General features: G+C 70.1%; 26 protein-coding genes and 3 pseudogenes. 15 read left to right on the top strand and 14 right to left on the bottom strand.

Features of this window, described 5'->3' with window-relative positions; translation table 11 throughout:
• The first annotated feature begins 4 nt into the window (after positions 1-4).
• The 5 genes from HNR57_RS26000 to HNR57_RS25980 all read left to right on the top strand — a co-directional run bounded on the left by HNR57_RS26000 (position 5) and on the right by HNR57_RS25980 (position 4830).
• Positions 5-1009: a VOC family protein gene (locus tag HNR57_RS26000; RefSeq protein WP_184563420.1), complete on the top strand. Its 1005-nt coding sequence runs from the start codon at positions 5-7 to the stop codon at positions 1007-1009.
• A gap of 36 nt (positions 1010-1045) precedes the next feature.
• The gene (locus tag HNR57_RS25995; RefSeq protein WP_184563418.1) at positions 1046-1597 is read left to right on the top strand and encodes a carboxymuconolactone decarboxylase family protein; all 552 of its coding nucleotides are present in this window, start codon (positions 1046-1048) and stop codon (positions 1595-1597) included.
• Positions 1598-1637: 40 nt separating this feature from the next.
• Positions 1638-2747 carry an alcohol dehydrogenase catalytic domain-containing protein gene (locus HNR57_RS25990; protein WP_184563416.1) on the top strand — a complete coding sequence of 370 codons (1110 nt, stop codon included), beginning with the start codon at positions 1638-1640 and terminating at the stop codon, positions 2745-2747.
• A gap of 88 nt (positions 2748-2835) precedes the next feature.
• Positions 2836-3741, top strand: coding sequence for a LysR substrate-binding domain-containing protein (locus tag HNR57_RS25985; protein ID WP_184563414.1), 906 nt, complete (start codon positions 2836-2838; stop codon positions 3739-3741).
• Between the two features lie 222 nt (positions 3742-3963).
• Positions 3964-4830: a 3-hydroxybutyryl-CoA dehydrogenase gene (locus HNR57_RS25980; protein WP_184563412.1), complete on the top strand. Its 867-nt coding sequence runs from the start codon at positions 3964-3966 to the stop codon at positions 4828-4830.
• Positions 4831-4832: 2 nt separating this feature from the next.
• Here HNR57_RS25980 and HNR57_RS41135 read toward each other — a convergent pair.
• A pseudogene (locus HNR57_RS41135) lies at positions 4833-4994 on the bottom strand (helix-turn-helix transcriptional regulator); the annotation flags it as partial.
• An 84-nt stretch (positions 4995-5078) separates the two neighbouring features.
• On the opposite strand from HNR57_RS41135, the gene HNR57_RS25975 reads away from it, so the two are divergent.
• Together HNR57_RS25975 and HNR57_RS25970 are read left to right on the top strand one after the other, a co-directional pair.
• Positions 5079-5786 carry an acyl-CoA dehydrogenase family protein gene (locus HNR57_RS25975; RefSeq protein ID WP_221343005.1) on the top strand — a complete coding sequence of 236 codons (708 nt, stop codon included), beginning with the start codon at positions 5079-5081 and terminating at the stop codon, positions 5784-5786.
• Positions 5783-6277 carry a flavin reductase family protein gene (locus HNR57_RS25970; protein WP_184563410.1) on the top strand — a complete coding sequence of 165 codons (495 nt, stop codon included), beginning with the start codon at positions 5783-5785 and terminating at the stop codon, positions 6275-6277. The genes HNR57_RS25975 and HNR57_RS25970 overlap by 4 nt, the downstream gene beginning before the upstream one ends.
• Positions 6278-6354: 77 nt before the next feature.
• Here the strand turns inward: HNR57_RS25970 and HNR57_RS25965 are convergent, their stop codons facing one another.
• From HNR57_RS25965 to HNR57_RS25935, 7 genes are all read right to left on the bottom strand, one after another.
• Entirely contained in the window at positions 6355-7320 is a 966-nt protein-coding gene (locus HNR57_RS25965; protein ID WP_184563408.1) for an electron transfer flavoprotein subunit alpha/FixB family protein, read from the bottom strand.
• 33 nt (positions 7321-7353) lie between these two features.
• Positions 7354-8136, bottom strand: a complete 783-nt coding sequence (locus HNR57_RS25960) for an electron transfer flavoprotein subunit beta/FixA family protein (protein WP_184563406.1) — start codon at positions 8134-8136, stop codon at positions 7354-7356.
• A gap of 26 nt (positions 8137-8162) precedes the next feature.
• Positions 8163-9338, bottom strand: coding sequence for an acyl-CoA dehydrogenase family protein (locus tag HNR57_RS25955; RefSeq protein ID WP_184563404.1), 1176 nt, complete (start codon positions 9336-9338; stop codon positions 8163-8165).
• Between the two features lie 88 nt (positions 9339-9426).
• Entirely contained in the window at positions 9427-10662 is a 1236-nt protein-coding gene (locus tag HNR57_RS25950) for a CaiB/BaiF CoA transferase family protein (RefSeq protein ID WP_184563402.1), read from the bottom strand.
• A 56-nt stretch (positions 10663-10718) separates the two neighbouring features.
• Positions 10719-11153, bottom strand: a complete 435-nt coding sequence (locus HNR57_RS25945; protein ID WP_184563400.1) for a PhlB family protein — start codon at positions 11151-11153, stop codon at positions 10719-10721.
• 243 nt (positions 11154-11396) lie between these two features.
• Positions 11397-11564, bottom strand: coding sequence for a hypothetical protein (locus tag HNR57_RS25940; protein WP_184563399.1), 168 nt, complete (start codon positions 11562-11564; stop codon positions 11397-11399).
• A 95-nt stretch (positions 11565-11659) separates the two neighbouring features.
• Positions 11660-11857 carry a hypothetical protein gene (locus HNR57_RS25935; RefSeq protein WP_184563776.1) on the bottom strand — a complete coding sequence of 66 codons (198 nt, stop codon included), beginning with the start codon at positions 11855-11857 and terminating at the stop codon, positions 11660-11662.
• Here HNR57_RS25935 and HNR57_RS25930 point away from each other — a divergent pair.
• The 5 genes and pseudogenes from HNR57_RS25930 to HNR57_RS25910 form a co-directional block, all read left to right on the top strand.
• Positions 11817-12029: pseudogene (locus HNR57_RS25930) on the top strand (hypothetical protein); the annotation flags it as partial. The gene HNR57_RS25935 and the pseudogene HNR57_RS25930 sit on opposite strands and share 41 nt — an antisense overlap.
• A 135-nt stretch (positions 12030-12164) precedes the next feature.
• Complete coding sequence (locus HNR57_RS25925) at positions 12165-12368, top strand: hypothetical protein (protein ID WP_184563395.1); 204 nt, start codon at positions 12165-12167, stop codon at positions 12366-12368.
• Positions 12369-12456: 88 nt separating this feature from the next.
• A complete protein-coding gene (locus HNR57_RS40350; RefSeq protein ID WP_184563724.1) occupies positions 12457-12612 on the top strand; it encodes a VOC family protein in 156 nt (51 codons plus the stop codon).
• A gap of 51 nt (positions 12613-12663) precedes the next feature.
• A complete protein-coding gene (locus HNR57_RS25915) occupies positions 12664-13179 on the top strand; it encodes a P-loop nucleotide/nucleoside kinase family protein (RefSeq protein WP_184563393.1) in 516 nt (171 codons plus the stop codon).
• 91 nt (positions 13180-13270) lie between these two features.
• Complete coding sequence (locus HNR57_RS25910) at positions 13271-13741, top strand: hypothetical protein (RefSeq protein ID WP_184563391.1); 471 nt, start codon at positions 13271-13273, stop codon at positions 13739-13741.
• Positions 13742-13786: 45 nt separating this feature from the next.
• Here the strand turns inward: HNR57_RS25910 and HNR57_RS25905 are convergent, their stop codons facing one another.
• A complete protein-coding gene (locus HNR57_RS25905) occupies positions 13787-14725 on the bottom strand; it encodes an ADP-ribosylglycohydrolase family protein (RefSeq protein WP_184563389.1) in 939 nt (312 codons plus the stop codon).
• Positions 14726-14828: 103 nt separating this feature from the next.
• Complete coding sequence (locus HNR57_RS25900; RefSeq protein ID WP_313674752.1) at positions 14829-15287, bottom strand: ATP-binding protein; 459 nt, start codon at positions 15285-15287, stop codon at positions 14829-14831.
• A gap of 169 nt (positions 15288-15456) precedes the next feature.
• Between HNR57_RS25900 and HNR57_RS25895 the strand changes: the two genes are divergently transcribed.
• On the top strand, positions 15457-15822 hold the full coding sequence (locus HNR57_RS25895; RefSeq protein ID WP_313674750.1) for an STAS domain-containing protein: 366 nt from the start codon (positions 15457-15459) through the stop codon (positions 15820-15822).
• A 592-nt stretch (positions 15823-16414) separates the two neighbouring features.
• Here the strand turns inward: HNR57_RS25895 and rph are convergent.
• Positions 16415-18994 (bottom strand): rifamycin-inactivating phosphotransferase, encoded by a 2580-nt coding sequence (gene rph / locus HNR57_RS25890; RefSeq protein ID WP_313674749.1) that lies wholly within the window; start codon positions 18992-18994, stop codon positions 16415-16417.
• A 196-nt stretch (positions 18995-19190) separates the two neighbouring features.
• Here rph and HNR57_RS25885 point away from each other — a divergent pair.
• Positions 19191-19808 (top strand): annotated as a pseudogene (locus HNR57_RS25885) (ATP-binding cassette domain-containing protein); the annotation flags it as partial.
• 107 nt (positions 19809-19915) lie between these two features.
• Here HNR57_RS25885 and HNR57_RS25880 read toward each other — a convergent pair.
• From HNR57_RS25880 to msrA, 3 genes are all read right to left on the bottom strand, one after another.
• Positions 19916-20869, bottom strand: coding sequence for a GNAT family N-acetyltransferase (locus tag HNR57_RS25880; protein WP_184563384.1), 954 nt, complete (start codon positions 20867-20869; stop codon positions 19916-19918).
• 80 nt (positions 20870-20949) lie between these two features.
• Entirely contained in the window at positions 20950-21141 is a 192-nt protein-coding gene (locus tag HNR57_RS25875; RefSeq protein WP_184563382.1) for a hypothetical protein, read from the bottom strand.
• A gap of 181 nt (positions 21142-21322) precedes the next feature.
• On the bottom strand, positions 21323-21832 hold the full coding sequence (gene msrA, locus HNR57_RS25870; protein WP_184563380.1) for a peptide-methionine (S)-S-oxide reductase MsrA: 510 nt from the start codon (positions 21830-21832) through the stop codon (positions 21323-21325).
• A 465-nt stretch (positions 21833-22297) separates the two neighbouring features.
• Between msrA and HNR57_RS25865 the strand changes: the two genes are divergently transcribed.
• Complete coding sequence (locus tag HNR57_RS25865; protein ID WP_246554938.1) at positions 22298-22810, top strand: hypothetical protein; 513 nt, start codon at positions 22298-22300, stop codon at positions 22808-22810.
• Positions 22811-23179: the final 369 nt, after the last annotated feature.

Here is a 23179-nt window from a genome sequence, read left to right as displayed (position 1 = left end):
CCCCATGCTGCCACCCGTCAATCTGCGCCCGAGTTTCAATATCACCCGCGCCGGCCACGTCCGGCTCACCGTCGCCGATCTGGCCGAGAGCCGGAACTTCTACGTGAACGCTCTGGGGCTCGTCGTCAGCGACGAGGACGAGCGCACCTGCTACCTGCGCGGCCTGGCCGAGGCCTGCCACCACAGCCTCGTCCTGGAGCTCGACGAAGAGGGCGCGGGCGCGTGCAGGAGGATCGGTTTCCGGGTGTTCTTCGACGAGGACCTCGATCTCGCGTACGCATGGTTCCGCGATCGTGGCCTGCCCGCCGAGTGGGTGGACGCCCCGTACCAGGGCCGCACGCTGCACGTCAGCGACCCCATCGGCACGCCGCTGGAACTGTGCGCGCACATGGAGACCCGGCCGCGGCTGCACATCGACTTCCAGCAGTACAAGGGCGCTCACGCGCAGCGGCTGGACCACTACCAGATCTTCGCGCCCGACGCCTATGAGCTGTGCGCCTTCTACAGTGAGCTGGGCTTTCGCAACTCGGAGTACCTGGAGCACGGCGACAAGCTGCTGAGCGCGTTCATGTACCGCAAGGGCACGTGTCTCGACCTCGCGATCGTCGAGAACACCGGGCCCGCGCTGCACCACTTCGCGTACACCGTCTCCGAGAGCCGCGACATCTTCACCGCGTGCGACTGGGCGGGCATCCTCGGCTACGGCGAAGGGGTCGAGCGCGGCCCCGGGCGGCACGGTCCCGGCGGGATGCTGTTCGCGTACCTCCGTGACCCCGACGGTCACCGGGTCGAGGTCTTCAACAGCCACTACCAGACGATCGACACCGAGGTCGAGCCGGTGCGCTGGGACGCGGCATCGCTGAGCACCAATGTGCGCTGGGGGCTCCCCGCGCTGGAGAAGTGGTACTTCGAGGCGTCGCCGTTCGTCGGCGCGCCGCTGATTCCGCCGGCCGAGCAGCCGAATCCGATGTCGCTGGAGCGGTTCCTGCTGGAGCAGCCCCTCCCCTGACCTTCCGCCCGCACCCCCCTGCTTCAAGGAGACGCCATGGCACGAGTTCCCTATCTGCTCCGCGAGGACGCGGACGAGTCGCTGAAGCCGCTGTACGACCGGCTGGAGACCGAACGCAAGGTCCCGACGGCGAACATCTTCCTCGCCCTCACCCACGCGCCCGCCCAGCTGGACGCCTTCCTGACCTATGCCAACTCGCTGCGGGCCGCCGATCTCAGCCCCAGGTTGCGGGAACTGGCGATCCTGACCGTGGGTCACGCGACCCGGTCGGCGTACGAGGTCGCCCATCATCAGTCGCACGGCCTCAAGGCCGGGCTCACCGAGGAACAGCTCGCGTCGGTGGCCGACTTCGAGCACTCCGGTCTGTTCGACGAGACGGAGAAGGCGGTCATGCGACTCGCCAGGGAGTCCACCCTCCGGGTCGACGTCTCGGAGGAGACCTGGCAGGCCGCCGCCGCTCACCTGACGAGCCGGCAGATGGTCGAACTGTCGTTGTCCATCGCCTGGTACAACTCCGGCGTCCGCATCATGGGACTGCTGGACATCGACCTCGAAGACAATTACCCGGACCCGTTCGCCCATTCCTAGGTTTCGGCACCGTACGGCTCATCACTTCAGGAGTATTTCCATGGCGAAAATGCTCGCCGCGCGACTGCACGAACTCGGTGCGCCGATGTCGGTGGACACGATCGACGTGCCCACCCCGAGGCCCACCGACGTGCTGGTGCGGGTCAAGGCATGCGGGATCGTGCCGAACATGGCCAATGTCATCAACAACTGGCCCACCTGGTATCCGCATCAGCCGCTGCCCCAGCTCCCCGCGATCTTCGGTCTCGACCCGGCGGGTGTGGTCGAGGCGGTCGGCGAGGCGGTGCTCAACACCAAGCCCGGCGACCGGGTCTACGTGAGCCCGCTGCGGTCCTGCGGCAGCTGCCAGGTGTGCCGCGGCGGCGAACTCAGCCGATGCCGCTACTTCACCCTGAACGGCTACTTCAGCACCTCCCGCGACGGCCAGCGGATCTTCGACCTGTACCCCTACGGCGGCTTCGCCGAGTACATGACCGCGCCGCAGCACGCGATCGTCAACATCCCCGACAACATGACGTTCGAGCAGGCCGGAAAGCTCGGCTACATCGGAACCTCCTACGGCGCCCTCAAGAACGCCGCGGCCGCCCCCGGCCAGGTCGCGCTGATCGACGGGGTCACGGGCACACTGGGTGTCGCCTCCACCCTCCTCGCGCTGGCCTCCGGTGTCTCCAGGGTCCTCGGCACGGGCCGCAACGAGGAACTCCTCAAGCGGGTCAAGGAGTTGGCCCCGGACCGGATCGAGGTCATGCGGCTGGGCGAGGGCTCCACCGGGGAGTGGGCCAAGTCCCGCACCGGCGGCGAGGGGGCTGACTTCGTCATCAGTGCGCTCGGCGCGAAGGCTCCGGTGGAGACGATGCTCGACTCCATGCAGGGGGTCCGCCGGGGCGGCAGGGTCGTCAACGTCGGCGGGGTGGCCGACCGGCTTCCCGTGGACGTCAAGTGGCTCATGGACGAGCAGGTCCAGCTGATCGGCTCCAACTGGTTCACGACCGCGCAGGGCCAGGAAGTCGCCGACATGGTGGCGACCGGGGCGCTGGACCTGTCCTACCTGATCACGAAGCCCTACCCGCTGGCCGAGGTCAACGAAGCCATCTCGGGACGCGTGACGGATCGCGACGGTGGATTCAGCAACTACGTCGTGATCCCCTGAACCCGGAAGACGCCCCGAACTCGCCCCGCGGCGGTCCTGTTCTGCCCTGACGCCGCCGCGGGGTGATCCCAGCACGACGGAGGTACCGGTGGAACTGCGCTGGCTCGAGTCGTTCGTCGTGGTCGCGGAGGAACTGCACTTCGCCCGGGCCTCGGACCGTCTGCATCTGGCTCCGTCGGCGCTCAGCGCGCAGATCAGAGCGCTGGAGTCGCACCTGGGTGTGCGGCTCATCGACCGCGGGCGGCGCACCCGCCCGGCCCTGACCGGTGCCGGGCGGCTGTTCCTGGACGAGGCGCGGCTGACCCTCGCCCAGGCCGCCCGGGCCGAGGCGGTGGGCCGGCGTGCCGGTCGTGGGGAGCTGGGACACGCGCAGATCGCGTACGTCGCCTCCGCCGCGTTCTCCGGGGTGCTGACCGACGTCCTCACCCGCTGCGCGGCCCCAGGCACCGAACTGACGGTACAGGTACGGGAGTTGGAGACGCCCGCCCAGCTGGAGGCACTGGCCTGCGGGGACATCGACGTCGGATTCCTGCGGTACAGGCCTGAGTACCCACCCGAGGTCACGGCGATCTGCCTGCTCACCGAGCAGGTGGTGCTGGCGCTGCCGGCCGCGTCGCCACTCGCGGCCCACGATGCCGTTCCGGCGGCCCGACTGCGCGACGAGTGCTTCGTGGCCCCGCACTTCGACGAGGAGTACGGCTGCCGCGACCAGATCCTCGAAGTGGCGGAGCGGGGCGGTTTCAGTGCCCGGTGCGCTCCCCCGGTGCGGGACTTCATCGCGGCTCTGACCATGGTGGGCGGTGGTCTCGCGGTCGCCCTGGTGCCCGATTCGCTGCGCCGCGTCCAGATCCCGGGAGTGGCTTACCGGCCGCTGGCCGACGCGGCGCCGACCACCCGGCTGGTCGGCGCCTACCGCAAGGGGGAGACCTCGCCTGCGGTGCGCGGCGTGATCCGCCGGCTGCGGGAGGCCGCCGCCGCACCGGCGACAGCCTGAAAGCGCCGCCCCCCCCCACAGGCGTCCGGCATGGGCCGGACGCCCCTTCGGCATGCCTCGACGGGGGGTGCCCGCGCCCCTCGACCGACGCACGTTTGTACGCGGATGACGCACTGTCTGTGCAGGTCAGAGTGGGTACGTCAGGCCTACGCTCGACACGTGGCACACACCGTGGCGGCGAACGGCGGCCGCCGCCCGACAGAGGGACAGGCGGAGGAACACATGACAGCGATCAAACACGTGGGCGTCGTGGGCGCGGGCCAGATGGGCCGGGGCATCACCGAGGTGTGCGCCCGGGCCGGGCTCCAGGTCACGTTGTGCGACGTGACCGAGGACAGGGCCCGGGCCGGACTGGCCGGTGTGGCGGACTCCCTGCTGAAGGCGGAGAAGCGCGGTGCCGTCGCACCCGAGGACCGCGCGCACGCCCTGGCCGGGATCTCGGTCACCGAGGACCTCTCCCGCCTGGGCGGGGCGGACCTGGTCATCGAGGCCGCCGTCGAGGACGAGCGGGCCAAGACGGCACTGTTCCGTCAGCTGGGCGAGGTGGTCACGGACCCGGCGGCCGTCCTGGCCAGCAACACGTCCTCGATCCCCATCGCCCGGCTCGCGGCCGCTGCCGGCCGTCCCGAGACGGTGATCGGCCTGCACTTCTTCAACCCGGTCCCCGTGATGCCCCTGGTGGAGATCGTCCCGTCCCTGCACACCTCGGAAAGCACCGAGCTGCGCGTGCGGGCCTTCGCGGGCGGCATCCTGGGCAAGAGGACGATCGTCGCGCAGGACCGCGCGGGCTTCGTGGTGAACTCCCTGCTGGTGCCTTACCTGTTGGCCGCGGTACGCATGGTCGCCTCCGGCACGGCGACCGCGGAGGACATCGACACGGGCATGACGGCCGGCTGCGCCCATCCCATGGGGCCGCTGCGCCTCGCCGACCTCATCGGACTGGACACCGTGGCGGCGATAGGCGAAGCGCTCTACGAGGAGTACCGGGAACCGTTGTACGCCCCTCCCCCGCTGCTGCGCCGCATGGTCGAATCGGGTCTCCTGGGCCGCAAGTCGGGGCAGGGCTTCTTCGACTACCAGCCCGCCTGACGTCATCGACGCGCCGCGCGGGCCTCCCGGGGACTCATGCCGTAGGCCGCCTTGAAGGCGTGGCTGAAGTGGGCGGGGTCCGCGAAACCGTGCCCCACGAGACGCTCGGGAAGGAGGTGCTCGGCGACGGCGCCGACCTGATGCTCCGTGGGGCGATAGCGCCCAACGGCAGAGCGACCAGGGTTGCGGGAGGCTACCGCCTCAGTGGGCGCTGGCCGCTGGCCAGTGGTTCGTTAACGCCGGATTGGATGCTCGCGGGCTTCGTGGTCGAGGGTGCGCCCCCGCTCCCGGACGGCCGTCCGGACATGCGCGTCGCGCTGTTCCGCCCGGAGCAGGCCACGTTCCTCGACACATGGGACGCCGTGGGTCTGCGCGCCACCCAGAGCACGGACTTCACGATGGACGACGTCTTCGTGCCCGAGCGCTTCACGGGACCGCTGGTGGGCGGCAACAACATCCCCGCTCCCTTCTACGGCTTGCCGTACACCGCCACCGGGTCGTCGCACGACGCCGTCATCATCGGCTGCCTGGAGGGCGCGCTGGACGATCTGGCCGAACTCGCCGCCACCAAACGGCCGGCGTTCGATCCCCGACTCGTCATCGGGGAGGACCCGGTGTTCCAGGAGAAGTTCGCCGAGCTGCACCTTCGCACGGCGGCACTGAACGCCCTGCTGGAGCAGACCGGCCGCGTCGTCATGGACCGTGCGCTCGCGGGCGAGGAGCCCACCGCCCGCGAATGGTTCGGCTACACCGGCGGCCACCAGCACATCCACCACGAGGGCATCCGCGTCCTCAACGAACTCATGACCCTGTCGGGCAGCTCGGGGCTCTACAGCTCCCACCCCCTGCAGCGCCGCTGGCGCGACGTCCGCTGCGTCTCCCAGCACGTCGCGGGCAACAACGGCTCGCTGCGCCGTCTGGGCGCGGTTCTCTCGGGTCGGGAGGACGTCCGATGAGCGCCCTCGCCGCGACACCGACGGACCCCGTCGTGCTGCGCCAGGCGTTCGGCTGCTTTCCTTCCGGGGTGACAGCCCTGTGCGCACTGGATTCGGGCGTTCCGGTGGGCATGGCCGCCAGTACGTTCACCCCGGTCTCTCTTCGGCCGCCGCTGGTGTCGGTCTGTGTCCAGGACACCTCGTCGACCTGGCCGAAGCTGAAGCTGCAGAGCCGCCTGGGGCTGAGCGTGCTGGCGGAGGAGCAGGACCAGGTCTGCCGCGCGCTCGCGGGCAAGGGTGGTGACCGGTTCACAGACGTCGACTGGGAGGCTTCCGAGGGCGGCAGCGTGTACATCCGCGGCACCGGTCTGTGGCTGGACTGCTCGGTCCACGCCGAGTTCCCCGGGGGCGACCACACGATCGTGCTGCTGGAGATTCGCGGCCTGATGGCCGAACCCGACCGGGAGCCGCTGGTGTTCCACGGCAGCAGGTTCCGGCGTCTGGCCGCCTGACGGACGGACAGCCGACACGAGAGCTCCCGCCCCCGTGCATGCGACGGGGGGCGGGAGCTCTCGGCGTGGTACGTCTCTCAACCGCCCGTGCGGCGGGCGGCCACGCCCCGGGTGACTTCGGGAGCCACGGCGAACAGGTCGCCCACCACGCCGTAGTCGGCGAGATCGAGGATCGGCGCCTCCGGATCCTTGTTCACCGCAACGATCGTCTTGGAGGTCTGCATCCCGGCCAGGTGCTGGATGGCTCCCGAGATGCCCAGGGCGATGTACAGCTGGGGCGAGACGGACTTGCCCGTCTGTCCCACCTGGAACCGGTGCGGGTAGTAGCCGGCGTCCACCGCGGCGCGTGAGGCGCCCACCGCGCCTCCCAGGGCGTCGGCCAGCTCCTCCACCACCCGGAAGCCTTCCGCTCCTCCGACCCCGCGTCCGCCGGAGACGACGACGGTCGCCTCGGTGAGTTCGGGACGATCGCCTGCGATCGCGCGGCGACGTGCGGTGATGCGTGCGCAGGCAGCAGCGGCGACCGGTGGCGGGGTGAGCTTCTTCTCCTCCGCCCGCACCGGACATTCCTCCGCCTCGAACGAGCCCGGCCGCACCGTTATCACCGGCATGCCGTGGGTGACCTGTGAGCGCACGGTGTACGACCCGCCGAAGACGACCTGGGTGACGACGCCGGACGAGTCCACGTCGACCGCGTCGATCAGCAGCCCGGCGTCCAGCCTCGCGGCCAGACGCCCGGCCACCTCCTTGCCGTCCGTCGTCGCGGAGACCAGAACGGCGGCGGGGGAAGCCTCCCCGACCGCGAGTTCCAGGGCGTCGACGGCCGGCGTGGCGAGGAACTCGTCCGCCTCGGCGGATTCGGCCGCGTAGACGCTCCTGGCGCCATGGCGGGCGAGGGACGCCTCCAGGCGGGCAGCGGTGCCGGGAGTTCCGACCACGACGGCCGCCGGTTCACCCAACCGCCGTGCGGCGGTGAGGAGTTCGTACGTGGACTTGTGGACGCGTTCCCCGTCTTGGTCGACGAGGACGAGGACATCGGGCATGGGTGCCTGCTTCATGTCGGGCTCGCGGGGCGTTCAGACGAGCTTCTGGGCGATCAGGTGGTCGACGAGCCGGCGGCCGGCCGAGCCGTCGTCCGTGACGCGCATGCCGGCCACCCGCGCCGGACGCGGGACGGCCTCCACCACACGGGTGCGGGTGGTGCGGAATCCGGTGCCGTCCGCGTCGGGGAACAGGTCGTCGAGACCGACCGTCTCCACCGGCTTCTTCTTGGCGGCCATGATCCCCTTGAAGGAGGGGTACCGGGGTTCGTTGATCTTCTCGGTGACACTGACCAACGCGGGCAGCGGTGCGTCCAGCGTGGTCTCGCCGTGCTCGGTCTCACGCTCGGCGCGCACCCGTCCCGCGTCCACGTTCAGCTCCCGGGCGTGCGTCAGCTGCGGCAGTCCGAGCAGGTCCGCGACCATGGCGGGTACCGCGCTCGCCTGCCCGTCGGTCGTCGCGTTGCCCGCGAGCACCAGGCCGACGTCCGCCACCGTCCGCACGGCCGCCGCCAGCACTCGCGCGGTGGTCACCACGTCGGCGCCCCGGAGCCCGTCGTCGCAGATGTGGATTCCGCGGTCGGCGCCCATCGCCAGAACCTTGCGGATCGCCTCGAGTGCGGCGTCGGGTCCCATGGACACGACGGTGACCTCGGCTCCCAGGTCCTCCTTGAGCGTCAGGGCCTCCTCCGCCGCGCGCTCGTCGATCTCGTCCAGTACGAGATCGGCGCTCTCGCGGTCAAGGGTGTGGTCCGCTCCGGCGAGGGTGCGCTCCGCGCTGGTGTCCGGGACCTGCTTGACCAGTACGACGATGTTCACGGTCGTCCTCCTCCGGTTCCCGGCGGTCAGCGGAACGCCGGGTAACCGGTGATCGCCTGGCCGACGACGAGCGTGTGCATCTCGTCGGTGCCCTCATAGGTGCGGACGGACTCGAGGTTGTTGGCGTGGCGCAGGGGCGAGTACTCCAGGGAGACGCCGTTGGCGCCGAGGACGGTGCGGCACTCCCGCGCGATGGCGATGGCCTCCCGCACGTTGTTGAGCTTGCCGACGCTGATCTGCTCGGGCCGGATGCGGTGCTGGTCCTTCAGCCGGCCCAGGTGCACGGCGAGGAGTGCGGCGCCGCCCAGGGACACGGTCATGTCGGTGAGCTTCTTCTGGGTGAGCTGGAAGGCGCTGATCGGCTTGCCGAACTGCACGCGGGAGTCGGCGTAGCCGATCGCGGCCTGCAGCGAGTCCCGGGCCGCGCCCAGGACGCCGAAGAGGATGCCGAAGCGGGCCTCGTTCAGGCAGGACAGCGGTCCGCGCAGACCCTCCGCCAGGGGCAGCCGCGCGGAGTCGGGCAGCCGGACCTGGTCGAAGTAGAGCTCGGAGGTGATCGAGGCGCGCAGTGACATCTTCTGCTTGATGTCCTGCGTGGTGAAACCAGGGGTGCCGCGGGGCACGAGGAAGCCGCGGACGCCGTCCTCGGTCTGCGCCCAGACGGTGGCGACATCGGCGATGCCGCCGTTGGTGATCCACATCTTGGAGCCGTTCAGGATCCAGTCGTCCCCGTCGCGGACGGCCTTGGTGCGCATGCCGGAGGGGTTGCTGCCGAAGTCGGGCTCGGTCAGGCCGAAGCAGCCGATCGCCTCACCGGCGGCGAGCCGGGGCAGCCACTCCTGCTTCTGCTCCTGTGAGCCCCACTTCCAGATGGAGAACATCGACAGCGAGCCCTGCACCGACACGAAGCTGCGGAACCCGGAGTCCGCCGCCTCCAGCTCCAGGCATGCCAGGCCGTAGCTCACCGCGTTCGTCCCGGCGCAGCCGTAGCCTTCGAGGTGCATGCCGAGCACGCCCAACTTGCCCAGCTCCGGGGCGAGTTCGCGGGCGAAGTGCGCGTTCTCGAACCACTCGCCGATGTGCGGGCGCACCCGGTCGGCGAGGAACTTGGCGACGGTGGCCTGGATCTCGCGCTCCTCGCCGGTGAGGACGGAGGCGATGTCGAGCAGGTCGAGGGGGTCCTTCAGGGGCGTGCCGCTCATGCTGGGGTTCCTTGTCATCAGGGTCGGAAAATCGAGGTCGGTGAGGTGCCGGTGCCGGCGCGCCGTGCGGCCGGGGTCGCGCTCCGCGTCAGCCGGAGGCGTCATCGGAGCGGTCGAGCGGGCCGTCGAGGATCTCCGCGGTGTGCCGGCCCAGGCCGGGCGGGGGGAGGCGGTACCGCGCGGGTGTCCCGCTCAGCGTGATGGGGTGCGCCACCTGGCGGGAGGCTGTGCCCTCCGCGCCGTCGGCGGCAGCGCGGGGGATGTCCACGATGCCGGGAAGGCCGAGCTTGTGGGCGAAGGCGAAGGCGTCGTCGAGGGTGTTGACCGGTCCGGCGGGAACCCCTGCCGCGAGCAGGACGGCCGACCAGTGGTCGGCGCTCGCCGCACCGAGCCGCCCGGTCAGGATGTCCCGCAGTTCGACGCGGTGGGCGACCCGGTCCGCGTTGGTGCGGAAACGGTCGTCGTGGGCGAGACCGGGTTTCCCGACGGCTTCGCACAGCGCCGCGAACTGCCGGTCGTTGCCCACCGCGAGGGCGATCGGCCGATCGGCGGTGGGGAGGGTCTCGTACGGTGCGATGCTCGGGTGCGCGTTGCCCATGCGTTCCGGGACCACACCGGCGACGGCGAACGCCGAGGCCTGGTTGACCATGGCAGACAGCAGCGAGGTGAGGAGGTTCACCTCCACCAGTTGTCCCCGGCCGGTGGCGTCGCGGTGCCGGAGGGCCGCCAGGATGCCGAGGGAGGCGTGCAGCCCGGTGATCACGTCGACGAGGGCAACGCCTGCCTTCGTCGGCTCCCCGTGTGCCTCCCCGGTCACGCTCATCAGGCCCCCGACGGCCTGTACGAGCAGGTCGTACCCGGGGATCGACGCGCCCGCGCCGCTGCCGAAGCCGCTGATGGAGCAGTAGATCAGCTCCGGGTGCAGCTCGCGGAGTCGCGCGTGTCCGAGCCCTAGCCGCTCCATGGTGCCGGGCCGGAAGTTCTCCACCAGTACGTCGGATCGGGCGATCAGGTCGCGTGCCTGTGCGCGGCCGGTCTCCTCGGTCAGGTCCAGGACGATCGACCTCTTGTTCCGGTTGACGCTCAGGAAGTAGGTCGAGACGCCGTCCTGGTCTGCGGGCGGGTGCCAGGCCCGGGTGTCGTCTCCCGTGCCGGGCCGCTCGACCTTGATCACGTCGGCGCCGAGGTCGGCGAGGAGCATGGTGGCGTACGGTCCTGCGAGAACCCTGGAGAAGTCGGCGATGCGCAGGCCGTGCAGGGCACCGCGCCCCGAGGCATGGGGGTCGTCGGTCCGTCCGTCCGGCTCCTGGTGCTGCGTGCTCATGCGCTTCCCTCTCTGGTCGTTCCGGCCGGCCGTGTGCTTGGCGGAGCCGGGTCCCGTCACCACCAGCGCTCCACGGAAGTCGCGCGATAGGTGAGTTCGACGAGGGGAAACCCTTGGCCGCGCGGAGCCGCGCCCCGCACGACTCGTACTCTCGCCCCGACCGCGACCACGACCGGTTCCGTGCCGGTGACCTGGCAGAGCAGGTTGAAGCCCTCGGCCATCGCGACGAACCAGGTGTTGAGCGGAGTCTGGCCGATACGGCGGACGAGGACTCCGGCACCGGCGCTGCGCTCCCTTTTGAAGGTGGTGGCTCCACAGGCACGGCAGAACGATCGACGGTAGTCAGGGGTGCCGCACCACAGGCACCGCTGGAAGAAGAGGTCACGGCAGACAGCCGGAGGGGGCGGCTCGGCCGTCGACGTCACGTCGAGGGCAGCCGCCTCGGTGTCTTGCTTGAGCTTGTTGTGTTCGCGGCTCTCTGTCCGGAGCATCGCGGCCTCCCGTACGCGGTTCGGTGACCGACAGCAGGTGATCGGATTCCGATGTCCCCATCACCTTGGCCCGGCCGCGAAGAGGAGGTCAACGACGGGTTGACGCATCTTTGTGCGCGGAAAACGCTCTGTTCGTCCAGCTCAGACGGCTGCGCCGGCACTAGGCTCAGCCAGGAGGCGCCGGAGTTCGGCCGGCGAACCGCAGGTCCGGTGACAGGACGTCACCGGACCTCAGGGCCGGCATCAGCGCCGGCGGGCCAAGCCGGCGCCGACTCCGGCCACCTGCAGGGCCAGGCACATCAGACCCAGCAGCATGACGTTGGTCGAAGAGAACACATCGTTGGTGCTGAGGTCCGTCGCGTTGATCAGGAACGCCACGAAGAACAACACCGCCGCGACTATGCCGAGCATGGGACGAGCTCCTCTCCAAGGGGGTGAAGCCCGTATGCCCCGCCTCCGCCGACAGACACCCGAAGCGGATCAGGGGCTGTGCGAGAGGCGGTCCGTCAGCGGCCCTCCCGGTGTGCGTGTGCTTCGGCGAGCAGGAGATAGCTGCTGGCGGTCCAGGTGTACGCGCGGTCGCGCAGGCCCTTTCCGGTGAGCGCGTCGAAGTTCTGTGGGCCGGCGCGGCAGTGGGGCAGGTCGGCGCCGGGTGCTCGCCGGGAGCTGACCGTCCCGGTCCAGTTGAAGAAGGGGACGAACACGATCGGTTTCCGTTCCGAGGAACTGCCGAAGTTCGACGGCACCACCTACGCCTCGGACACCTTCCCAGGCGTGCTGCTCCGCTCGCGCTACGCACCACTGATCGACCGGATCAGCGTCGCCCCGTACGCGCGGGAGTCAGCTGCCGTAGAACGCCCGGTCCGTCACGCCTGACGGACCGGGCAGTCCCCCGGACCGGCGTGCCGCGCGCCGCCCGCACCCAGCGGTCACCAGACCTTCACATCTGTCCGCTGCCGACGTGGCTCCTCCCTGGGCACCCGGGTGTCATCGACCGGGAGGGACTGGGTTGTGATCGCTGTCGCCGTGCTGCTGCTGCCGGCTCTGGGTGTGCTGCTGTTCGTGATGGACCGCGTCGAGGACCGGTTATCGGCCCGCCCCTCGGCGGCCCGCCATGCCCGCAAACGTCATCTGCGCCTGGTCCACGACGCCGGCCCGCCCGCCGCCGGGCGCACTCGGGCCCGGCGTTCCCGCCGTCACGGCAAGGCGGCGTGAAAAGCCGGGCTGCTGCGCGGTGGGGCGAGCCGATGATCAGCACACGAGCGGCCAGAGGGGATCGCATGTCTGCACGTGGACCTGAGACCTGAGGGTCAAAACGGTCGAGGATCTCAAGGCACGGCATGAGCGTGTGCTGAGCCTCGGCGGCAGCCTGCGGTCCGACAACGAGCAGGGGCCCGACGAGCCCTTCCGGGTCTACGCCGATCCTGCGGGCCATCCGTTCTGCATTTTCGTGGCGTGAGCCCTCCGGACACGAAACCGGCCGAGGCCCCAGCGCGCTAGCGTTTGCCCCATGATCGTATGGCTCAACGGCACCCACGGCGCGGGCAAGACCACGACCAGTGCGCTCGTGCAGCAACTGTTACCGGATTCACGGGTGTTCGACGCCGAGAAGGTCGGCGAGACACTCATGGACATCAAGCCCGGGCTGCCCTGGACGGGGAACTTCCAGCACTGGCCGCCGTGGCGGCCGCTCGTGGTCGAGACCGCCCGCAGAGTCCTCGACTACACCGGCGGCACTCTGGTGATGCCGATGACCGTCCTGGTCGAGCAGTACTGGCGCGAGATCAGTTCAGGCCTCGCCGAACACGCCATTCCCGTACGGCACTTCGTCCTCCACGCCGACCAGGACACCCTGCGCAAGCGCATCGAGGGAGACACGGTGCTCGGCCCCTCCTCGTTCCGCCTCGAATACCTTGAGCCCTACGCCGAGGCGGCCCGCACGTGGCTGCACGACGAGGCCGAGGTCGTGGACACCACGCACCTCACCCCTGCCCAGGCCGCCCAGCGGATCGCTGAAGCCGTATAGGGATACCGTGCATCGGGCCCGGCCGACGGGGGCGTCGTCGGCCGACTCACGGCGTCGGCGCTCAGGGGCCCTCAACGAGGAAGTTGCAGAGATGAGTTACGAGCTGCAGGCAGTGATCGCCGCCGAGGAGACACTGCGTGCTGCCACTCGGGGCATGTCGGCAGCCCGGCTGGCGCCGATCGGACAGGGCCTGTCTCTGATGCCGATGACAGACGCATTGTTCGAAACGAGGACAGACGGCACCGGTGAAGGCGAGCTGGGGTTCCAGCGGCTCCCCAAAGGGTTCGAGAAGACACTCGCCGACTGGTCAGCCGATGGGCCGGTGGCGTACGTGGAGGCGGAGTACTTCGGCGGCGTGGGCGAGCAGCGGGCTGCCGTCTGGGACGGCGGCACCATCGCGATGGCACCGCTCCACGTGGACGAGGGCGAGCCCTTCCCGCCGGCCGGCAGCCCGATCTCCCAAGCGCTACGGCGATTGGGTGTGGCGGCGAGCGGCGGTGAGGACGAGTTCTCCGCCGTGCGATTGGACCGGCACCGGCACAGTGGGGCGTGGATCTCCTGACGCGCACCCTGTGACGTAATCCCCGGTACTCAACGCCGGACCGCGTCAGTCCGTGTCGGCTTCGAGGTGGTGCGCGAGATCGATGAGATCTGGCAGCCGCAAGACACGTCCGCCGAACCCGGGCAAGGGCACGTGCAAGGGGTCGGTCCAGCGAGCAGGGATCGCTTCCCATCCGTAGCAGGCGCCCGCGAGACCTCCGGTGACGGCTGCGACGGTGTCGGTGTCACCGCCCAGGTCGACCGCCGCGCGCAGGGCGTGCTCGAAGCTGTTCGTGGTGCGCAGAGCCCAGACCGCCGACCCGAGACAGGGCCAGACTGCGCCGTTGAACTCGGTTGCCTGGTCGGGATGCCAGTCAGGAGCGAGGACCGTGCCATATCGCCGGCGGTGGTCGGGGTGGACGAGGTCCAGAACGGCAGGCAGGGCGCCGATCGGGTCAGCGCCTTGCAGGCCCAGGCGAACGAGTTCGTGGAATACGGCCGTTCCTTCCCAGGCGGCGCGGTCGCCGTGGGTAAGGGCAGCGATGCGCCGGGCGGCGTCCATCGTCACCGTCCGGCCGGCACGGGCGAAGTAGACCGCAGATGTCGATGCCCTCATCAGTGAACCGTTGCCGGCTGCCCGCCCGTTGACCTGGAACTGAATCGCGGCGGCCAGATCCCACGGCATGCCGTTCGTCAGGACGTCCTCGGTCTGCACGCCGATGTCCTTGGGGCCCGCCGCTGCCCAGCGTTGGAAGCGGGAGAAGATGTCCGGCAAGTCCAGTCCGCCGCGCTGCAGCAGTGACTCCGCGATGAGAACGGCCAGCTGCGTGTCGTCCGTGCCCTCGCCCGGTTCCCAACCGCCGCCTCCGCACATCTCGCCACAGCTCCCCGCCTCCGGGAAACGGGCAGAGAACGTACCCGCGGGACCGAACTCGAAGGGTGCTCCCAGCGCGTCGCCGACGGCGGAGCCGACGATTGTCGCTGCGGCACGGTCCATACGCCTCATCCGGGCAGGCTATGCGGTGTCGCGCAGCAGTCGACCGGAAGCCCTTGAGCGCGCGGCCGAAACGCACGCCGACCAGGCAGCGATCGCCCCGTGCTCGGATGCATCAGAAGTGGCCCGGACCGTCGGTCAGGGCGATACGGGCCGTGATGCGTTTGCCGACCGGCTCTCGCTGTACCTCGAAGTCCTCGGCCACGGCCTTCACGATCTCCAAGCCGTGCTGGCCGATCCTGCTGGGATCGGCGGCGCGGGCCGCGGGGACCTTCGGGTCGCTGTCCCACACACTGATTTCCACGGTGCGGGCGGTGACGCGCAATTCCAGCAGGACGGGGCCGGGAGCGTACTTGCGGGTGTTGGTGACGAGCTCGCTGACGACCAGCTGGGTGAGGTCCCTCGCCCGGGCCGAAACCGGCAGGTGCTGGTCGTCGCGCGCCTTGTCGAGGAAGGCGGCGGCATGATGGCGGGCGTCCGCGATGCAGCTGTCGTCTCCGTCCAAAGCGTACGCGACGCGCAGGAGATGCACGTCCGGCGTCGTACAGCCGTCACCGTCGGCAGCAGATTCCACTGGCCTCGCCCTCACTCCCCGTTCACGCGCGCCGGTACCCGTTCTGCGGCCCCGCATGCCACAAGGGTGTTGTTCGGCACAGCCGCCCGCGTGCATCCGGCCGGGGCGGTGGGGCAGAATCAACCGTGCACATTCTGACCGGGCAAGCCTAAACACAGTCGAGGAGAAGGTGTCCCAGCGCGAGAAAGCGGACCGGCCGGGCCGGCTCCACGCCGAACACCGCATGGCCGGAGGCATCCGGGTCGTGACACTGCGGGGCGAGATCGATCACGACGTGCAGGACGTGCTCAGCGAGGCCCTGCTGGCCGAGGGCGGCGCGGTGCCCCCGCGGACCGTCGCGGATCTCAGCGGGGTGACCTTCATGGACTCCAGCGGCATCAACGTCTTCGTCGCCGCACACCAGCAGGCGAGCAGCGCGGACGGCTGGGTGCGCATCGCCGGCGCTCAGAGATCGGTCCTGCGTGTCCTGGAACTGGTCGGCGTCGACACCCTCATTCCCTGCCACGCCACGACGGAGCAGGCTCTGACCGCTTGACCCGAGTCGACCGTGTCCCCGTCGGGTCCGTTCCCCCGGAAGCCGAGCAGGGCCGCAGCGAGGGCGTCGGGCGCCTCTTGGGACATGTGGTGCCCGGAGTCGATCGGTCCCCCTTCGAGGCGGTCGCCCGCCCCGTCTCGCCCGACGCCCAGGACGTCGCCGTAGAGGCCGGCCATGTCGTCGTGCGTGGCCCACAGCACCTGGAGCGGGCTGTCGACACGGGACCGGCCCGCTGGTCGGCGTCGTCGTGCTCGCGGTCGATACCGAGGCCGGCGCGGTAGTCCTCACGTACCCGCCCCGGTCGTGCCCGACGACGGCGAACCGTTCGTGCCGAGGCGGCGCATGACCGCCAGGCAGTCCCCCGCCATGGCGCGCTGGGAGTACGGGCGGTGCTCGGGGTCGGTGGCGGGCTTCTCGGACCCGCCCGCAGCCCCGCAGGTCCGGGCAGACCACCGTATGGCCGGCCGCCGCCAGCAGCGGGGCCACCCGGTGCCAGGTCGCATGCGTGCGGGGATGACCCTGCAGCAGCACGGCGGGACCACTGCCGCCGTGAAGCACCCTCAGACGGGGCCCCCGTCCCCCTCACATCGCGTCAGGACAGGATCTCGATGTACCCGTCCGTACCGTGCACGCGGATCCGCTGTCCGTCCCGGATCAGCCGGGTGGCCTGATCCACGCCCACGACGGCCGGCAAGCCGTACTCGCGGGCGATCACCGCTCCATGCGTCATCAGGCCGCCCACCTCCGTCACCAGGCCGGCGATGCCGACGAACAGGGGGGACCAACTGGGGTCCGTGTAGGCGGTGACCAGGATGTCGCCCGCTTCGAGGTCGGCTTGCGCCATGTCCAGGATGACGCGGGCCCGTCCCTCGACGGTCCCGCCGGACACCGGCAGGCCGATCAGGGCACCGTCCGGCACGTCGTCGCGCCGGTACGCCCCGTTGAAGGTCTCGCCGTCCGATGTGAGGACCCGGGGAAGTGTGAGCGCGTCGTACGAACGGAACGCGTCCATGCGCTGCTGGACGAGCCGGTCGTCCACTCGGTTCGAGCGTGTGACCTCCTGGAGTTCCTGGAACGTGAGGTAGAAGACGTCCTCCGGCTCGCGGAGCACGCCGGCCCGCACGAGGCGCCCGGCCTCCTCCAGCAGCGCCTGCTTGTAGACGAAGAGGCGGCTGACGATGTCGTACTTCGGGTACTCCCGGTATCCGATGAAGGTGCGGACCCGGTCGATCATCCGCTTGGTCTCCTCGGCCTTGCTCTCCCCGCCGGGCAGGGACCGCAGGCGTGTCAGCACGTCCTGTTCCTTCTTCTCCGCCTCCTTCCGTCCTTCCTCGAAGCGCCGCTCGGCCGCACCCGGTCCGAAGTTCCTGACGTTGTCGAGGATCGCCGGCACGAGCGTGCTCGGGCGTTCGCGCCAGCGGGGCCTCGTGATGTCGATCTCGCCGGCACAGCGCATGCCGTACCGGTCGAGGTAGGTCTCGATGGCGTCGCGCGCTTCCGGCCCGCCCGGGAGCTTCGCCAGCCCGTCCAGGAAGCCGTCGTCCTCGACGTTCCGCAGGAACGCGACCACGTCCGGATGCGGACGGATCACGTCGGCGACGTCGAGCAGCGCCAGTCCCATCTCCGAGGTGACGTTGTCGGGGGCGGACAGCGTGAGCGTGTCAGCCGCGTTCTTCTCCCCCAGCCACTCGTGCAGCTTGTCGTTGAGCCACCAGGTGGCCTCCATCCCCGCCATGATCACCTGGATGCTCAGCGGGTCGCTGAGGACCCGTTTGTGCTCCGTGAAGGCCTCCAGCAGGAAGTCGAACAGCGCCGGTCCGGACTTCGTGCCGATGTCGCGCCGCAGGCCGGCGATGGACGCCTCGCTGCGCTCGATCAGCCGGGCGACGATGGCCGGATCGGTGTCGATCGGGGCGGGCTTTCCGTCGGCCGGGGGTCCGCTGGGCTCCGAGTCCGGGAGCAGCGGGACGAAGTCGTCTTCGAGGACGGTCTCCAGCGCGTCCCGGGTCAGCGGATCGCCTCTCCCCACGAGGTCGAGGAGGCCCGTGCGGCTCGTGGGCGTCGTCAGGGCCCGGGTGGCGTCGACCCACAGCCTCCCGCCGGCCTCGGTCATCGGCGCCATGGCCGTCAGCTTCCACACGGAGAGCCCCAGGGGCTTCATGGGGTCGGTCATCATCTGCTGATGACCGACGGAGACGTAGACGTGATTCTCCTCGTCGTCGGTCTCGGGGACCGGGAACAGCGTCGTGATCGGCCGGCTCTGCACGATCTGGAAGCCGTCGTCGGCCAGGCACCATTCGATGTCCTGCGGTCGGCCGAAGTGCGCTTCGATCCGCCGCCCGAGGTGCGCGAGCTGTACGGCCTGCGCATCCGTCAGCGCCGGCTGCTCCTGCCGCTGTGAGTCGACCGTTCTCTCCTGTGTACCGCCGGCCGGCAGGGGGTGAACGGCGCGCTGTTTGGCGGCGATCGTCCTGGCGACGACTTCGCCGTCCCGCACCTTGAAGACGTCGGGGTTCACCAGGCCGGACACCAGGGCCTCGCCGAGGCCGAAGCCGGCGTCCACGGTGGCCACCTTCCGGTTGCCGGTGACGGGGTCGGCGGTGAAGAGGATGCCGGCCGCGTCCGGGAGGACCATCCGCTGCACGACCACGGCCATGTGGACCGTGCGGTGATCGATACCGTTGCGCCGGCGGTAGGTGACGGCCCGCTCGGTGAACAGCGAGGCCCAGCACCGGCTGACGTGCTGGAGGATCGCCGTCGGCCCCATGACGTTCAGGTAGGTGTCCTGCTGGCCGGCGAAGGACGCCGTCGGCAGGTCCTCCGCCGTCGCGCTGGAGCGGACGGCGTAGGCGGCCTGCTCGCCGTGCCGGGCGAGCGCGCCGGTGATCGCCGCCGCGAGATCGTCCGGGAGGGCGATCCCCTCGATGGTCCGGCGCATGCGCGCGCTGAGCGTGCGGATCGCGTCCCGGTCGTCCGGGTCCGAGCGGGACAGCCGGTCGAGCAGATCCTCGATCGACGGCGCCCGCGTCACGATCCGCCGGAAGGCGTCCGTCGTCACGCAGAAGCCCCCGGGCACACGGATGCCCTCGATCCGCGACAGCGCGCCCAGGTGCGCGCCCTTGCCGCCGACGACCGCGATCTGTGTCTCGTCGACCTCCCGAAGATCCAGCACGTATGGCTCGGTCGTCTCCAACGCACGCACGTCGTGTCCCCGTTTCCGCAGGTTGTGGCTTCGGTCGACGATTCTGCGCCGTCCCCCGGGCCTTGCCGCAAGCCCCCCTGTGCGCTATAACTTGAGACAGGCAAGGAGAAGATCTCTCTCCTTGCCTTTGTCGTTGACCGGCATCAAGGAGTCGCAGACGTGGTGGGTGACCGACGCCGCCGTCGTGTGCTCGAACCTGTCCTTTTCCTGGCCCGACGACACCCCGGTCTTCAGCGATCTGTCCTTCACCGTCACGACCGGCCGCACGGGCCTGGTAGCTCCGAACGGTGCCGGCAAGAGCACGCTGCTGAAGCTCATCGCCGGTGAACTCCGGCCCACCGCCGGCTCGTTGTCCGTCGACGGGACGCTGGGCCACCTCCCGCAGAGCCTCCCCCTCACCGGCGGCCTCACCGTCGCCGAGGTCCTCGGCGTCGCCGCCGTGATCCGCGCCCTGGACGCCGTCGAGTCGGGCGACGTCAGCGAGGAGCACTTCACCACCATCGGCGACGACTGGGACATCGAGGAGCGCACCCGGGCCCAGCTCGACCGCCTCGGCCTGGCCGGTCTCGCCCTGGACCGCAGCCTGGTCACGCTCAGCGGCGGCCAGGTCGTCTCGCTCGGCCTCGCGGCCCAATTGCTCAAGCGTCCTGACGTCCTGTTGCTCGGCGAGCCGACCAACAACCTCGACCTGGTCAGCGTCGGCCAGCTGGAGAGCGCGCTCAACTCCTACCAGGGCGCGATCGTGATCGCCAGTCACGACCGCTGGCTGCGCCGGCGGTGGCAGGGCCGCGAGCTGCGCCTGGAAGGGGACCAGGGGCGGTGGGGGAAGACCCGGTACTGAGCCGGGGGGACCCGCGTTCATCCCGGACGCCGGAAGCGCCGTCCCCCGCCTCATCCCGGGGTCGGGGCCTTGACGAGTGGCACGTCTCGCGACAACTCCCGGAAGCCGACGCCGTAGTAGAGGCCGCGTGCCTGGGGGTGGCCCGGCGCGCCCAGGCACGCCACCGTCGCGTGATTGGCCCCGGCCGCCCGCGCCTGACGCATGCCGTGCAGAAGCATCGCCCTCGCCAGCCCTCGGCGCCGGTAGCCCGGATGCGTCCCGACCGGCTCGAATTCCACGCTCTTGTTCGCTTCGTCGAGCCACATGATCGTCGAGGCCGCCATCGTCCCGTCCGGCGCCTCCACCAGGATGTGCAGATCACCGCGGTACGCCGGCGTCCGCCGGACGCCCTGGTAGCTCTCGGCCGTGTACGTCGAGGGACTCCAGGCGTCCAGATGGGCTTGGACAGCGGCCTCGGGCCCGGCCTCGTCGGCGGTGCGGAACCGGAAGCCGTCCGGCAGTGCCGGCTGTTCCAGGTCGGTGAGGTCCCGCTCGTTGAGCTGGGTCCAGGTCCCGTCGTCGCCGAGTCCGGCCGGGTCGGTTTCGTATCCGTGCGCCGCCCACCGCTGCAGGGCGTACTCGTCGGCCGCGCCCGGCAGGACCGTCCGTTCGAGGCCCGCCGCCGTGCCGTCGTACCAGTCGATCACCTCGTCGACCAGCCCGGCGTGGCCGGGGTGCACCTGGTAGGCCAGGTAGGCGCCGGTGACGTCCCGTACCCAGCCGTCGCTCCGCCTCACCCGGCGCGGAAGGTGGACCCAGCCCCACGCCACCAGTTCCTCGCCGGAGTACCACATCCGGCGCCGCCAGCTCGCACCGTCAGCGGCACAACCCTTGCCCCAGTTCCAGGCCAACTCGCCGTAGGACGCGTCGCTGTTGACCAGGTCCGGGCGGTCGGCGGTGACGCGCTGCGCCAGACCCTGCATGAGGTGCACGTCCACGGCCGTCACATGCTCGGCGTTCGCCATGGTGGGTCACTGTGTCAGGATCCCGCCGGGCCGTCGAACCGTTTTGGGCCTTACTGGAGGCCTCGGGTGTCTGAGGGGGTCTAGAGGCCCAGATCAAGCGCGAGGCATGAGTAGTACTTCCACGAACCCTCGGGGTTGTACGCGGTCGCCCCGCCCCTCGGCGTGACTTCCGCCTCTTCGGCCATGTCCTCGAAACGTATGCGCTCGGGGAGCTTGCCGAACCGGGCGTGCCGTGCCGCTGCGGCGGTGCCCATCGGCAGTTCCTTGCCCATGACCGGTCTCCCCTTCGGAATCACGCTGGCACCTCGGACGAGCATCAGCATGCCCCTCCTGGCGTCACCCGTCACACCGGTGACGGTAGCGTGTGGGCATCAGACGGCGATGGTCTCGCGCTCGACACAGGCCCCCGGCCGGGGCGGGCAGCGCCCTCCCCGGCCGGGCCGTCGGTCCTGATCAGCCGCGCTTCGGCAACCGCCAGTTCGGGCGCGGGAAGTGACAGGTGTAGCCGTCCGGGTAGCGCTGGAGGTAGTCCTGGTGCTCCGGTTCGGCCTCCCAGAACGCGCCGGCCGGCACGACCTCGGTCACGACCGGTCCCGGCCAGAGCCCGGACGCCTCGACGTCGGCGATGGTGTCCTGCGCGACGCGCCGCTGCTCGTCGTCGAGGTAGAAGATGGCGGAGCGGTAGCTCAGGCCGATGTCGTTGCCCTGCCGGTCCCTCGTGGTCGGGTCGTGGATCTGGAAGAAGTACTCCAGGATCGCTCGGTAGTCCGTGGCGGTCGGATCGAAAACGATCTCGATCGATTCCGCGTGCTTCCCATGGTCACGGTAGGTGGCGTGGGGCTTGCCGTCGTCACCGCTGTAGCCGACCCGGGTGCGGATCACCCCGGGGAGCGAGCGGATCAGCTCCTGCATCCCCCAGAAGCAGCCGCCCGCAAGCAGCGCCCTCTCCTCGGCATCACTCATGGCACATCACCTTTCTCGCCCGCATCCGTCCACACGTGACCAGCGTCGCACACACGCGCTACGCGTGCAGTCACCATTCTGACAGGTGACGAGTCATCGTAGCGGTCAGCCGCAAGCACACTGCCCCCGGCTCCTGCACTCGACCGGCCCCCCGGCGGGCCGGAATCCTGCGGGTGGCCGAGAAGCCCGGGGTGATCACGGGCGCCGGAGACGCCGACCGGATCCGTTACGCGCCAATGTCGCGCCTCCACGCCGTGGAAGCGATCGGCGGCACCCATCCCGCACCCCCGACCACGCGCGCACCGACTGCCTGGGCGAACGCCACCCCCGCCGTGACGCCACACTTTCACCACGGGCCGTACACCTCATGAACACTTCCAGCCGAGCGGCGAGCGGCGCCTTCCCCTCGGTGCAGACGCTGCACTCAGCCCCTGCCTACCCTCCGTGGCCATGCGATCACCCTTGATGAGACGTTTCGGTCTCACCGCCGCTCTCGCCTTCGCCCTCGCCGTGTTCGGTCTGACTCCCAGCGCGAGCGCGGCCGGCCCGGCACCGGCGGAGCTGGCCTTCGCCACCGACAGCGCCACCACCACGCCCGGCGGCTCGGTCAAGCTGTCGATGACCCTCACCAACAACAACACCCATGACGTCTGGTTCGTGTACCAGACGATCGAGCCCACCTGGCTGACCACACAGCGCCCCGACCTGAAGTACAGCTTCAGCGGGTGCAGCCTGACCACCACGAACGGCCCCGCCCCCTGTTCCGGGACCGGCCCGGCCAACCTCGGCGCCAATTACGGCGCCACCGTCCCGCCCGGCCAGAGCCGAACGGTCACCCTGACGCTGGACGTCGCCGCCGACTCCGGCTGCAACGGCAACGTCGGCTTCTACTCGTACTTCTACGCCGAGTTCAGTGACTCCACGAATGTCAGCGGCGGCCCGGTCTACACGCCGGTGACGCGAGTGCTCTGCCCCTGACGCCCCGTCCGCGACCCGGCGAGCCGTGACCTGAAAGCCGCCACACCCAGGCGTCCACGCAGGTCTGGACCACTGGCACGACGACCGGCGGGCCCCTCCGGCCCGCCGGTGCGTCGCGCAAGGCCCGGACCAGCACGCCGGGCCCTCGCGCCGGTCAGGTCCGACCTCATCGCGCGATCGGGAATGACTCGCTCCCCTTCGAATGGACCCCATTTGACACCTGCGCTTTTCCGTCATGTTCCGCAACATGACCGCGAAATCTCCACACAGACATCACTATGTGACGCGACGGATGCGTGACGAACCGGCTTCTGAGGGGGACGCCGGCGGCACGCAAGGGGGTGCGTCCGCTCCACGGGAGCCGTACTC

It is taken from the genome of Streptomyces paradoxus, assembly GCF_014202475.1.
Lineage (GTDB): Bacteria > Actinomycetota > Actinomycetes > Streptomycetales > Streptomycetaceae > Streptomyces > Streptomyces paradoxus.
The sequence above is the reverse complement of the archived record's forward strand: the minus strand, read 5'-3'. Positions and strand labels throughout refer to the sequence as shown.

What these genes read in the sequence shown, in the direction of transcription:
- HNR57_RS25965 (WP_184563408.1), bottom strand. Translation starts at nt 7,320, where the DNA reads ATGCCCGATGTCCTCGTCCTCGTCGACCAAGACGGGGAACGCGTCCAC.
- msrA (WP_184563380.1), bottom strand. Translation starts at nt 21,832, where the DNA reads ATGAGTGATGCCGAGGAGAGGGCGCTGCTTGCGGGCGGCTGCTTCTGG.
- HNR57_RS25950 (WP_184563402.1), bottom strand. Translation starts at nt 10,662, where the DNA reads ATGAGCACGCAGCACCAGGAGCCGGACGGACGGACCGACGACCCCCAT.
- HNR57_RS25915 (WP_184563393.1), top strand. Translation starts at nt 12,664, where the DNA reads ATGATCGTATGGCTCAACGGCACCCACGGCGCGGGCAAGACCACGACC.
- HNR57_RS25905 (WP_184563389.1), bottom strand. Translation starts at nt 14,725, where the DNA reads ATGAGGCGTATGGACCGTGCCGCAGCGACAATCGTCGGCTCCGCCGTC.
- HNR57_RS26000 (WP_184563420.1), top strand. Translation starts at nt 5, where the DNA reads ATGCTGCCACCCGTCAATCTGCGCCCGAGTTTCAATATCACCCGCGCC.
- HNR57_RS25980 (WP_184563412.1), top strand. Translation starts at nt 3,964, where the DNA reads ATGACAGCGATCAAACACGTGGGCGTCGTGGGCGCGGGCCAGATGGGC.
- HNR57_RS25990 (WP_184563416.1), top strand. Translation starts at nt 1,638, where the DNA reads ATGGCGAAAATGCTCGCCGCGCGACTGCACGAACTCGGTGCGCCGATG.
- HNR57_RS25865 (WP_246554938.1), top strand. Translation starts at nt 22,298, where the DNA reads ATGAGACGTTTCGGTCTCACCGCCGCTCTCGCCTTCGCCCTCGCCGTG.
- HNR57_RS25940 (WP_184563399.1), bottom strand. Translation starts at nt 11,564, where the DNA reads ATGCTCGGCATAGTCGCGGCGGTGTTGTTCTTCGTGGCGTTCCTGATC.
- HNR57_RS25910 (WP_184563391.1), top strand. Translation starts at nt 13,271, where the DNA reads ATGAGTTACGAGCTGCAGGCAGTGATCGCCGCCGAGGAGACACTGCGT.
- HNR57_RS25945 (WP_184563400.1), bottom strand. Translation starts at nt 11,153, where the DNA reads ATGCTCCGGACAGAGAGCCGCGAACACAACAAGCTCAAGCAAGACACC.
- HNR57_RS25995 (WP_184563418.1), top strand. Translation starts at nt 1,046, where the DNA reads ATGGCACGAGTTCCCTATCTGCTCCGCGAGGACGCGGACGAGTCGCTG.
- HNR57_RS25975 (WP_221343005.1), top strand. Translation starts at nt 5,079, where the DNA reads ATGCTCGCGGGCTTCGTGGTCGAGGGTGCGCCCCCGCTCCCGGACGGC.
- HNR57_RS25970 (WP_184563410.1), top strand. Translation starts at nt 5,783, where the DNA reads ATGAGCGCCCTCGCCGCGACACCGACGGACCCCGTCGTGCTGCGCCAG.
- HNR57_RS25955 (WP_184563404.1), bottom strand. Translation starts at nt 9,338, where the DNA reads ATGAGCGGCACGCCCCTGAAGGACCCCCTCGACCTGCTCGACATCGCC.
- HNR57_RS25880 (WP_184563384.1), bottom strand. Translation starts at nt 20,869, where the DNA reads ATGGCGAACGCCGAGCATGTGACGGCCGTGGACGTGCACCTCATGCAG.
- HNR57_RS25875 (WP_184563382.1), bottom strand. Translation starts at nt 21,141, where the DNA reads ATGGGCAAGGAACTGCCGATGGGCACCGCCGCAGCGGCACGGCACGCC.